General features: G+C 63.5%; 10 protein-coding genes and 1 tRNA gene. 8 read left to right on the top strand and 3 right to left on the bottom strand.

The window, feature by feature from the left end; genetic code table 11:
* Positions 1 to 289: 289 nt before the first annotated feature.
* From QMZ05_RS09790 to QMZ05_RS09760, 7 genes are all read left to right on the top strand, one after another.
* A complete protein-coding gene (locus QMZ05_RS09790; protein WP_353700569.1) occupies positions 290 to 718 on the top strand; it encodes a DUF2948 family protein in 429 nt (142 codons plus the stop codon).
* Positions 719 to 931: 213 nt separating this feature from the next.
* The gene (gene hisD, locus QMZ05_RS09785) at positions 932 to 2,227 is read left to right on the top strand and encodes a histidinol dehydrogenase (protein ID WP_353700568.1); all 1,296 of its coding nucleotides are present in this window, start codon (positions 932 to 934) and stop codon (positions 2,225 to 2,227) included.
* Positions 2,224 to 2,727: a UPF0262 family protein gene (locus tag QMZ05_RS09780; protein ID WP_074129634.1), complete on the top strand. Its 504-nt coding sequence runs from the start codon at positions 2,224 to 2,226 to the stop codon at positions 2,725 to 2,727. The genes hisD and QMZ05_RS09780 overlap by 4 nt, the downstream gene beginning before the upstream one ends.
* Positions 2,728 to 2,865: 138 nt before the next feature.
* Complete coding sequence (locus tag QMZ05_RS09775; RefSeq protein WP_146988323.1) at positions 2,866 to 3,327, top strand: low molecular weight phosphatase family protein; 462 nt, start codon at positions 2,866 to 2,868, stop codon at positions 3,325 to 3,327.
* 187 nt (positions 3,328 to 3,514) lie between these two features.
* Positions 3,515 to 4,144 (top strand): Maf-like protein, encoded by a 630-nt coding sequence (locus QMZ05_RS09770; protein ID WP_050423304.1) that lies wholly within the window; start codon positions 3,515 to 3,517, stop codon positions 4,142 to 4,144.
* Between the two features lie 234 nt (positions 4,145 to 4,378).
* On the top strand, positions 4,379 to 4,561 hold the full coding sequence (yacG, locus tag QMZ05_RS09765; protein ID WP_353700567.1) for a DNA gyrase inhibitor YacG: 183 nt from the start codon (positions 4,379 to 4,381) through the stop codon (positions 4,559 to 4,561).
* 140 nt (positions 4,562 to 4,701) lie between these two features.
* A tRNA-Phe gene (locus QMZ05_RS09760) sits at positions 4,702 to 4,777 on the top strand.
* Positions 4,778 to 4,914: 137 nt separating this feature from the next.
* Here QMZ05_RS09760 and QMZ05_RS09755 read toward each other — a convergent pair.
* The 3 genes from QMZ05_RS09755 to QMZ05_RS09745 all read right to left on the bottom strand — a co-directional run bounded on the left by QMZ05_RS09755 (position 4,915) and on the right by QMZ05_RS09745 (position 7,373).
* On the bottom strand, positions 4,915 to 5,313 hold the full coding sequence (locus QMZ05_RS09755; protein WP_353700566.1) for a hypothetical protein: 399 nt from the start codon (positions 5,311 to 5,313) through the stop codon (positions 4,915 to 4,917).
* Between the two features lies 1 nt (position 5,314).
* Positions 5,315 to 5,845, bottom strand: coding sequence for a hypothetical protein (locus QMZ05_RS09750; RefSeq protein ID WP_353700565.1), 531 nt, complete (start codon positions 5,843 to 5,845; stop codon positions 5,315 to 5,317).
* A gap of 538 nt (positions 5,846 to 6,383) precedes the next feature.
* Entirely contained in the window at positions 6,384 to 7,373 is a 990-nt protein-coding gene (locus tag QMZ05_RS09745) for a sigma factor-like helix-turn-helix DNA-binding protein (RefSeq protein WP_353700564.1), read from the bottom strand.
* A 180-nt stretch (positions 7,374 to 7,553) separates the two neighbouring features.
* On the opposite strand from QMZ05_RS09745, the gene QMZ05_RS09740 reads away from it, so the two are divergent.
* Entirely contained in the window at positions 7,554 to 10,358 is a 2,805-nt protein-coding gene (locus QMZ05_RS09740) for an autotransporter domain-containing protein (RefSeq protein WP_353700563.1), read from the top strand.
* Positions 10,359 to 10,443: the final 85 nt, after the last annotated feature.

The following is a 10,443-nucleotide window of genomic DNA, read 5'->3' as shown; positions in this document are numbered from 1 at the left end:
CCCCAACCCTCCCCCAACGCAAGTCGGGCCTGCCCGACTTGCGCAAATTTACAATGCGCAACCGGGGTAAACCCCGGTTGCGTGGGGGAGGGAGCCTGACCGGTGTGCTCACCTGACGAAGAGTGCCAATGCGCACATGTTCGATCGGGGTCACGCCGTCGCCGCCGCGCGGCTCCTTTGCATGGGGTTGTTTTCGATATTTTGCTCGTGCGCTTGCCGGTTCCCTTGAGCGGGATTTCCGCTCGGCCACCTGGTACCTCCGGGGCCGCGAGGCGTTATAACCACCGTCATGTCCCCACCCGCACAGCTGAAACTGATCGCCCTCGATGCCGACGACCTCGCGGTGATCTCTGCCCATGTGCAGGACGCCCGCGTCCAGCCCGCCGACATCATCTGGCGCCAGGACGAGAAGCGCCTGGTGGTCGGCCTGAACCGGCTCGACTGGGAACAGACCCTGTCCGGCGGCACCTGTTCGCGCCGGCTGATCGCCGCGCTCAGGTTCGACCGGGTGCTGGCATGCAAGTCGCGCAATATCGACCTGGAAACCCCGGAAGCGGCCCTGGAACTGCTCGGGATCGAGTTCTATGCCTCCGACCCGCCGGGCGGCAGCGCACTGCTGATGTTCGGCCATGGCGGGGCGCTGCGGCTCGATGTCGAGTGCCTGGAATGCGAATTGACCGATCTCGGGGAGGACGATCTCGGGGTGGCGCCGGGGTAAGTCCCGTCGTCCCGGCGAAGGCCGGGACCCATAGCCACCAAAGCTGGTTGTTTGAATAGGATGGGGCCCCAGCGTCCCACCACGACTACCATTTGGGGTTATGGGTCCCGGCCTTCGCCGGGACGACGACGCATTGTGTGTTTTCCAAGGGTTGACGGCCATTATCCGCCGCGCCATTGAGCAGGGACCCAGAGTCCTCTTCAGAAAGCCGCCATGCCCGTTCGCCTGGACCGACAGAGCGCCGATTTCGACCAGCGTTTCCGCGACTTCCTGGCGGCCAAGCGCGAGGTATCGGCGGACGTCGAGCGCGCCACCCGCGCCATTGTCGACGACGTGGCGGCCCGCGGCGATACGGCGCTGCTCGAGGCGACCAAGAAGTTCGACCGGCTCAAGATCGACGCCGCCGGCCTGCGCATCACCGCCGCCGAGATCGACGCGGCGGTCGCGGCCTGCGACCCCAAGACCGTCGAGGCGCTGAAATTCGCGCGCGACCGGATCGAGACCTTCCATCGCCGCCAGCTGCCCAAGGACGAGCGCTTCACCGATGCCGCCGGCGTCGAGCTCGGCTGGCGCTGGAGCGCGGTCGATGCGGTCGGGCTCTACGTGCCCGGCGGCACCGCGGCCTATCCGTCCTCGGTGCTGATGAATGCGGTGCCGGCCAAGGTTGCCGGTGTGCCGCGGGTCGTGATGGTGGTGCCGGCCCCGGACGGCAAGCTCAACCCGCTGGTGCTCGCGGCCGCCGATCTAGGCGGCGTTTCGGAGATCTACCGCGTCGGCGGCGCCCAGGCGGTCGCGGCGCTGGCCTATGGCACCGCGTCGATCGCGCCAGTTGCTAAGATCGTCGGGCCCGGCAACGCCTATGTCGCCGCCGCCAAGCGGCTGGTGTTCGGCAAGGTCGGCATCGACATGATCGCCGGACCCTCCGAGGTGCTGGTCATATCAGACGACACCGGTAATGCCGACTGGATCGCGGCCGATCTCCTGGCGCAGGCCGAGCACGACGTCAGCGCGCAATCGATCCTGATCACCGACAGCGCGCGGCTCGCCGCCGATGTCGAGCGCGCGGTCGAGGCGCAGCTTGCGACGCTGCCGCGTGCGGCGATTGCGCGCGCCTCGTGGGACGATTTCGGCGCCGTCATCAAGGTGGCGAAGCTCGACGACGCGGTCGAGCTCGCCAATGCGATCGCGGCCGAGCATCTGGAGATCATGACCGCGGACGCCGAGGGCCTGTCGAAAAAGGTCCGCAACGCCGGTGCGATCTTCCTCGGGGCCCATACCCCGGAGGCGATCGGCGACTATGTCGGCGGCTCCAACCACGTGCTGCCCACCGCGCGCTCGGCCCGGTTCTCCTCGGGCCTCGGGGTGCTTGACTTCATGAAGCGAACCTCGATCCTGAGGTGCGGGCCGGATCAGCTTCGTGCGCTCGGGCCCGCCGCGATGACGCTCGGTCAGGCCGAGGGTCTCGATGCCCATTCACGTTCCGTCGGATTGCGCCTCAACCTCTCATGAACAAGCCACCAGACGACGAGGATTCCAACAATCGCATCGTCGCGGTGACGCTCGACGAGGAATCGATCGGCCGATCCGGGCCCGACATCGAGCATGAGCGGGCGATCGCCATCTACGACCTGGTCGAGCAGAACCTGTTCGCGCCTGAAGGCGCCGAGGCCGGGCCCTACACGCTGCATATCGCGATCACCGGCAACCGCCTGATGTTCGATATCCGCAAGGAGGACGGCGCGCCGGTGGTGGCGCATCTGTTGTCGTTGACCCCGTTCCGCCGCGTCGTGAAGGACTACTTCATGATCTGCGACAGCTACTATCAGGCGATCCGTACCGCGACACCGGACAAGATCGAAGCGATCGACATGGGCCGCCGCGGCATCCATGACGAAGGCTCGCGCACGCTGCAGGAGCGGCTCAAGGGCAAGGTGCGCGTCGACTTCGAGACCGCGCGGCGGCTGTTCACGCTGATCACTGTGCTGCACTGGAAGGGTGAAGGCGCATGATCCCGAAAAGTGGGGACCGGTTTTCGGTCGCGACAAACGCAAGCGTTTGCGCGGAGATCATGCGCCAAAACAAGAGGCGCATGATCAGTGAAGCGTTGACTGACGGGGGCGTACCCCGGTCGAAAAAAGCCTGATCGCATGGCAGCGCCAAGCGCGCGCACCCCGCAGGCCGTGCTGTTCGCATGCGCCCACAATGCCGTGCGCTCGCCGATGGCCGAAAGCCTGCTGCAGCACATGTTTCCACAAGGCCTCTATGTCCGCTCTGCCGGCGTCAGGAAGGGCGAGCTCGATCCGTTCGCGGTCTCCGTGATGGCCGAGTTCGGCCAGGACATTTCCGGGCACAAGCCGCAGACCTTCGAGGAGCTCGAGGACTGGGAGGGGCTGAACTTCGACCTCATCATCACGCTGTCGCCGGAGGCGCATCACAAGGCGCTGGATCTGACCAGGACGCTCGCCGCCGATGTCGAATACTGGCCCACCGTCGATCCCACCGGCACCAGCGGCAATCGCGAGCAGAAGCTCGCCGCCTATCGCGAGGTCTGCGACGGCCTCTTGATGCGGATCCGCCGCCGCTTTGCCAAGGCCGCGGCGAACTTGTGAGGGGAAGACGCGGCGTGTTCCGATTCGCGGAATCGCCCCTTGTCGCCAGACTGACAAACAGCTGTGCTTATGGGGCCTTGTCTCCAAGCGGGAGCGCGATTCGCAGCCGGTTCCAAGGTTGTGCATCCATGCCCCATCCGATAGGTTCCGCCCGCGTCCGTCCCCCCGATTCAGCCCAAAAGCCCGCATGCTAGGCCGTCCCAAATTCGTTCTTGCTTCCGGTTCGCCGCGGCGGCTGGCCCTGCTCAACCAGGCCGGCATCGAGCCCGACGCGCTGCGCCCGGCCGATGTCGACGAGACCCCGCGGCGGGGCGAGTTGCCGCGCGCCTGCGCCAACCGCCTGGCGCGCGCGAAGGCGGACGCGGCGCTGAAGTCGGTGCAGCTCGACGACGATCTGCGCGGCTCCTTCATCATTTCCGCCGACACCGTGGTCGCGGTCGGCCGCCGCATCCTGCCCAAGGCCAATCTGGTCGACGAGGCCGCGCAGTGCCTGCGGCTGCTGTCGGGCCGCAATCACCGCGTCTACACCGCGATCTGCGTGGTGACGCCGCGCGAGGCGTTCCGCCAGCGCCTGGTCGAGACCCGCGTGCGCTTCAAGCGGCTCAGCGAGGACGATATCCAGGCCTATATCGGCTCCGGCGAATGGCGCGGCAAAGCCGGCGGCTACGCTGTGCAGGGCATCGCCGGATCCTTCGTAGTCAAGATGGTCGGCTCCTACACCAACGTGGTCGGCCTGCCGCTCTACGAGACCGTTACCCTGCTCGGCGGCGAAGGCTTTCCGATCCGCCACGGCTGGCTCAACGCCGTCGCGGTGTGAGGTTGATTGGGACTAATGTCGGTAGCCGCATAGACAGTGCACCTCTCCCCTTGTGGGAGAGGTCAAATCGATTTGGGTGAGGGGTCTGTCTCCGCGGATAGAGACCCCTCATCCGTCGCGGACGATGTCCGCGCCACCTTCTCCCACAAGGGGAGAAGGGAAGGGGTCTCGTGCGCAACATGGAGCATGCGGCGGCCGGCTTGATTGCCAGACGGTATAGGCTAAGTCCCAGCCATGACCGATGAAGCCCGAACGCCCCCGGCCGCTCCGCGCGCCTGCCCGATCTGCGGCAAGCCCGTCGAGCAGGCCTTCCGCCCGTTCTGCTCGCCGCGTTGCCGCGATGTCGACCTGAACCGCTGGCTGACCGGCCGCTATGTCGTTTCCGGCCGCGAGGACGACGAGGAGGACCCGGAATAGCCAATATTTCCCAACAAGTTGGGGAAATTCCGGAAAGCGGGCCTGCCACGCCGAAGCCTTTGGCGAAGGCGGGTGGACACGGCGCTCCGACCTCTCTATAAACCGCCCGCTCGCTCCGGCCTTTTCGGCCCAGCTTGTATGCCCAGGTAGCTCAGTTGGTAGAGCATGCGACTGAAAATCGCAGTGTCGGTGGTTCGATCCCGCCCCTGGGCACCATCACTTCTACCCACCAAATGTCGGTGGTTCGAGTCCCGATCTCACGCCACATGAAGCGGTATGGAACGCGGTGAACAACCGCGAGCCACTCTCACATGGGTAGGAATCTGGGTAGCGACGAAAACCGAACTGACGTCCTACCCATCCGATTTGTCCGTGGTTCGATTCCCGTTTGCACTTGTGGTGTTCACGCCGCTGAGCAGCTTCGTGCCGCCGTCAGGGATCAACGGGTGGAATGCGCACCAAAGCTCCCAGATTTTCGCTGAAACGGAAGCATACTTCTCTCGTCGTCCAGCAGTGATTGGGTCGAACCACCGGCAGAACTCTTCGTATACGATCGCTTGAACATCCTCCGCTGACTTCGCCGAACCAAGGCGTGGGATGATCGTTCCTGTTTCCGCATCGTATTCGTCTGTATTTTCGTCGAAGTTGATGCCAATGGGATCGGCTTCGAACAATGCGGCTGAAATCGACGCGAATAACGTGCCGTACTCGCGCTTGATCGCATCGCGTTCTGCTTTCGTCGGGACTGTCATGTTACAATCCCCCGCAATTTGGGCCGCCGTTGCGCTCCACAAGGTCGGACCAAAATGGGATGTGCTTGGTTGGTTGGCTCCAGGGACGATGGTTGAACCCAAGAAACTCTCGTTCAAAATAGTCCGTCAAATTGGCTCCGTAGTAGATCACGTCGGCCTGATAGACGGAGAATACGGGGTTGCCTTGCTCGCAGGGTTCTTCCGGCAAATATCGGTGCCCGATTAACGGTATCAACTTCGGCGCACGCGAGACGACTGATCGCAAGATCTCCTTACGAGCGTTTGCGTCGGTTGGCCTCGCTCCCCACTCGGGCCACCACAGGTGATTCTGTTCTACGTCGAACAGAAGTCCCTCAAACGGCCAAGCCAGCGCTCGCCTTATGTCACCTTCGTTCGTCCAATCGTGTCCATTTGCCGGACGTTTCTCTCTTAACAAGGCAATCAGGTCCGGGGGAAACTCCAAACCAAATCGACGTTGGGCGCTATCAAGCTCAGCCTGTGTGTAGCCCTTGAGCCATTGCACCGAAATCATCGCTCTTCACGCCGCTGTTGGTGCTTCTTATCCATTTGTGATGGCTTCCTATAGTCGTGAGTCTCCAGAAGTGCACCATAGCGCACCACTGCAACTCACGCTTGTCTGGGTAGGAAGCTGGGTAGGTAGTTTTCGTTCGTCTGAATTTCGTTGCGGTATCAATTGCTTAGGAGATCAGTTATGGTCGGCCCCTAGGCACCATCCCCCTCGATGCTAACGTAGCCCGCAGATTCGCCGCATAGATGCTTGTCCCGGCGTAGCCCGAAGGGCGAAGCCGGATGGTTCGATCCCGCCCCTGGGCACCATTTGCGTACAAAATCGCGAACATTTCCGTTCGCGCGGACTCTAACATCGCGCGCTTCGTATTTTTCGAAATTTCTCGGGACGTGTGTTGGTCGAAGGCTCCGATGATTTGCCGAACGAGGATCTGGCTGGGATCATCACCGGTCGGCTGAGTAACGGCACTCGCTGAAACTACGTCATCAGGCGCGGCAAGCCAACGCCGTGAAGAGGTAGGGCGCGATCAAGCGCCCGACTGCTACGCTTCCTTTGCCATCCGCTCCATTGTCAGCCTGTAGAGCATGTCGTGCCCGGACATCGCGTCCGCGACGAAGCGATCGAAGGATTGCAAGAGGGGAGGGTTGAGCTCGACCAGGCTTCCGCCGCGCCCGGAAAGAGTGACGTCGCCGTGTTGCGCGGCGTCTTCCAGCAGCGATCGCACGTGAGTCCGTGACACGCCGAACCTTTTGCCGATATCCGCATAGGTGAGGCCCGCGTCACCTTCCTTGGCGGTCATCTGCATCTGTACGAGCTTGATCAGCACCAGCATGCCGGCATCACGAGTCATGAACCGCATCACCTGTGGATGGCTCGCCATGATCTCTGCGCCCTTGCTGGAAAAATCCAGCGCGACCAGCCGGTGGACGCGCTGGAATGCGACATCGCGCGCCACCGGCTCGCGATAGCCGCGCTCCGGAAACATCACGTGCAGCGGCGCGTAGTGATAGACGAGCCACTCCCGGTCGATCGACATCATCTTCGGCGTCGGCTTGAGGATGCGGATGCGTCCGTCCTGCTCGGAAGGGAGCTGTTCGACATATCCGAGCTGGATGAAGCGGGACAGCAGCGCATCGACCCGGCGCTCACTCGACAGCCCGAACGTCTTCAATTCGTCCTTGAGACGGCGCGGCGTCGGCCAGGTCGCCCGGTCGGCCACGTCATGGCTGAGATGAAGGCTGATGATCAGGTTGAACGTCACCTGCCGCATCGCCTCAACCAGCAGCCGGCTGTGATAGGCATCGCCCTCGTGCAGTGCAATCACCCCATCGACAAAGGCCATGCGGCCGATGGCGAAGCTCGGATGCGTGAGAATCTCGTTAGGGGTGAGGATGGCGCTGGCAACGGACGGGACGGGAGAGGACATGGGTGGCCTTTGCGGCTTTGTGCCGCAACTTTCAAGCGGGACGTTGCACGAATGTTGAGCAGGTGGGGGCCTGAAACAACGCGGGATACCGCTATTTGCCGGCAATTTTCTATTCCCTGAAGGGACTAGAGGACTTCGCGCCACACTCCGGCGATTTCGTCGCCACAAAAACGGAACAATTTTCATGGACCCACCGGTAGCCCTCGACCGCTGATAGCTTGGCCCTCGGCTGCCTCGCGCTCCGCCAATGGATGCGCGCACGGCCGGCTGTGGGGTGGGGTGAGTATGTGGACTGAGAGAACGCGCGCGCTGCGAGCGCTGCTGGCCGGCGTCGTGGTGATCTGGGCTGCACCGGTGATGGCCGCACCGGTGGCGGACGCGACCTGGAGCACCACGCCTGGTTCTGGCGATTTCAACACAGCGACGAACTGGAACCCGAATTTCGTGCCGACCGGCACTGCCATTTTCGACACGTCGACGATCACCAGCCTGTCGTTCTCGGCAGCCACCCAGCTCGGCGGCTTCACCTTCAATCCCGGCGCGTCGGCCTACAGCTTCAGCAACAACCAGACTTTGGTCTTCACCAGCGCCGGCATTGTCATCAACGGCGGCAGCGCCTTCATCAGCAACAACCCGGGCGGTATCCTCCAGTTTTCCAACGCCAGCACGGCCGGCAGCGCCGTTATCACCAACGCCAGCGGCGGCGGCCGCGGCCTCGTTTTCACTGACAACAGCACGGCGGGCAATGCGGTCATTACCAACAGCAGTGCCCTCGCATTCCTGGGCGCCGCCACGGCCGGCGGTGCCAGCATCACCAACATCGGCACTGGCGGTGTTTTATTCCTCAACACCAGCACGGCCGGCAACGCCGTCCTCACCAACAGCAATGCCGGCACCTTCGATTTCTCCAGGAGCAGTGGCCCCAACAACGACCACAAGGTTTCGGCCGGCTCGATCGCGGGCGGCGGTAACTTCTACCTGGGCGCCGACCAGCTCACCGTTGGCGGCAACAATCTGAGCACCGTGGTCAGCGGCGTCATCAGCGACTGCGGCGGCGGCTCTGACTGTTTCAATCGCGCCCACCCCACCGGCGGGTCGCTGGTCAAGATCGGCACCGGCACGCTGGGGCTGTCTGGTATCAACACCTACACCGGCGGGACCACATTTGGCGGTGGTGTGGTCAGCATCAGCGCCGACTACAATCTCGGCGCTGCTTCGGGCGCGCTGACCTTCAATGGGGGTACTCTGCAGCTCGGCGGCAGCCTTAACCTCGCCATCACCCGCGCGATCACGCTCAACGCCGGCGGCGGGACGATTGATACCAATGGTTTCAATATGGTCATCGCGCAGTCGATCGACGGCATCGGCGGCCTGACCAAGTCCGGTGCCGGCATCCTGATTCTGGCCGGACAGAACACCTATACCGGTGCCACCGCCGTCGACGGCGGTGTGCTCGACGTCAAGGGCTTAATCAATACGGCGAGCGGAGTGACCGTCAACAGCGGCGGCACGCTCGAGGGCACCGGCGTGGTGAGCACGGCCACCGTCAACAACGGCGGCACACTGGCCCCCGGCAACGCCGGCACGCCGGGCGAAATCGTGCCGGGCGAAAGGATGACGATTTCCGGCAATCTCGCGTTCCAGTCCGGCGCGATCTATCTGGTGCAGCTCAACCCGTCAGCGGCGAGCTTCGTCAGCGTCGGCGGCACGGCGACGCTCGGCGGCGCCACGGTGAACGCCATATTCGCGAGCGGCAGCTATGTCTCCAAGCAATACACCATTCTGACCGCGGGTGCGGTGAGCGGCACGTTCGGCTCGTTCGTCAACACCAACCTGCCGGCGAATTTCCACGACAGCCTGAGCTACGACGCAAACAACGTCTATCTCAATTTGGCCCTCAACTTCGGCATTCCGAACAGTCTCAACGGCAACCAGCAGGCCGTCGGCAACGCCCTGACCAATTTCTTCAACTCGACCGGCGGCATTCCGATGACCTATGCGATGCTCACGGCGTCGCAGTTGTCACAGGCCTCGGGCGAGCTCGGCACGGGCTCGCAGCAGACCACGTTCCAGGCGATGGGCCAGTTCATGGGCCTGCTCACCGATCCCTTCACGAACCGCACGGGCGGCGCCAATGCGACGCCGGGCGCGACCGGCTATGCCGACGAAGAACTGGGCTACGCCAGCAAGCGCGATGCCTATGCGATGTTCACCAAGGCGCCGCCAGCAAAAGTCTATGATCCACGCTGGAGCGTGTGGGCCGCCGGCTATGGCGGCTCGCAATCGACCAGCGGCAATGCGGTGGCCGGCATGAACGACACCACCAGCAGCATCTACGGCACGGCCGTCGGTGCGGACTATCTGTTCTCGCCGAATACGATTGCAGGCTTCTCGCTCGCCGGCGGCGGCACCAACTTCTCCGTGGCTGGTAGCGGTAGCGGCCACTCCGACCTGTTCCAGGCCGGTGCCTATGTGCGTCACACGCAGGGAGCTGCCTACGTTTCCGCCGCGCTCGCCTATGGCTGGCAGGACATCACAACCAACCGCACCGTGACCATCGCCGGTATCGACCAGCTCCGTGCCGAGTTCAATGCCAATGCGTATTCCGGCCGCGTCGAGGGCGGCTATCGCTTTGTCGCACCATGGGTCGGCGGCATCGGCATCACGCCTTATGCGGCGGGCCAGTTCACCACCTTCGATCTGCCCGCCTATGCCGAGAGCGTGGTATCGGGATCGCCGGCTTTTGCGCTGGCTTATGGTGCGAAGGATGTCACCGATGTGCGGAGCGAGCTCGGCTTCCGCACTGACAAGTCCTTTGCCGTGCCAAACGGGGTGCTGACGTTGCGCAGCCGTTTCGCCTGGGCGCATGATTTCGATCCGAGCCGCGCGGTCGCCGCGACATTCCAGGCGCTGCCCGGTGCGAGCTTCGTCGTCAACGGCGCGGCGCAGGCCAGCGACTCAGCACTGACGACGGCATCGCTCGAAATGAAATGGATGAACGGCTGGTCGGTGGCCGCGACGTTCGAGGGTGAGTTCTCCAGCGTCACCACTTCCTATGCTGGCAAGGGTGCGCTCCGATGCGCGTGGTAAGTCCGCTTCCGGGTCCGGAACCGGAAGTCCGACCCTGGACTAGACTAATGGCTGCGATCCCGCCACTGGGCACCATGACTTCTAG

The organism is Bradyrhizobium sp. INPA03-11B (assembly GCF_040446015.1).
Classification (GTDB): Bacteria; Pseudomonadota; Alphaproteobacteria; order Rhizobiales; family Xanthobacteraceae; genus Bradyrhizobium; species Bradyrhizobium macuxiense_A.
This window is presented reverse-complemented; position numbering and strand designations above follow the sequence as displayed.

Excerpts from the sequence above, each read along its gene's own strand:
- QMZ05_RS09790 (WP_353700569.1), top strand. The coding sequence starts at position 290 with ATGTCCCCACCCGCACAGCTGAAACTGATCGCCCTCGATGCCGACGAC.
- hisD (WP_353700568.1), top strand. The coding sequence starts at position 932 with ATGCCCGTTCGCCTGGACCGACAGAGCGCCGATTTCGACCAGCGTTTC.
- QMZ05_RS09780 (WP_074129634.1), top strand. The coding sequence starts at position 2,224 with ATGAACAAGCCACCAGACGACGAGGATTCCAACAATCGCATCGTCGCG.
- QMZ05_RS09775 (WP_146988323.1), top strand. The coding sequence starts at position 2,866 with ATGGCAGCGCCAAGCGCGCGCACCCCGCAGGCCGTGCTGTTCGCATGC.
- QMZ05_RS09770 (WP_050423304.1), top strand. The coding sequence starts at position 3,515 with ATGCTAGGCCGTCCCAAATTCGTTCTTGCTTCCGGTTCGCCGCGGCGG.
- yacG (WP_353700567.1), top strand. The coding sequence starts at position 4,379 with ATGACCGATGAAGCCCGAACGCCCCCGGCCGCTCCGCGCGCCTGCCCG.
- QMZ05_RS09755 (WP_353700566.1), bottom strand. The coding sequence starts at position 5,313 with ATGACAGTCCCGACGAAAGCAGAACGCGATGCGATCAAGCGCGAGTAC.
- QMZ05_RS09750 (WP_353700565.1), bottom strand. The coding sequence starts at position 5,845 with ATGATTTCGGTGCAATGGCTCAAGGGCTACACACAGGCTGAGCTTGAT.
- QMZ05_RS09740 (WP_353700563.1), top strand. The coding sequence starts at position 7,554 with ATGTGGACTGAGAGAACGCGCGCGCTGCGAGCGCTGCTGGCCGGCGTC.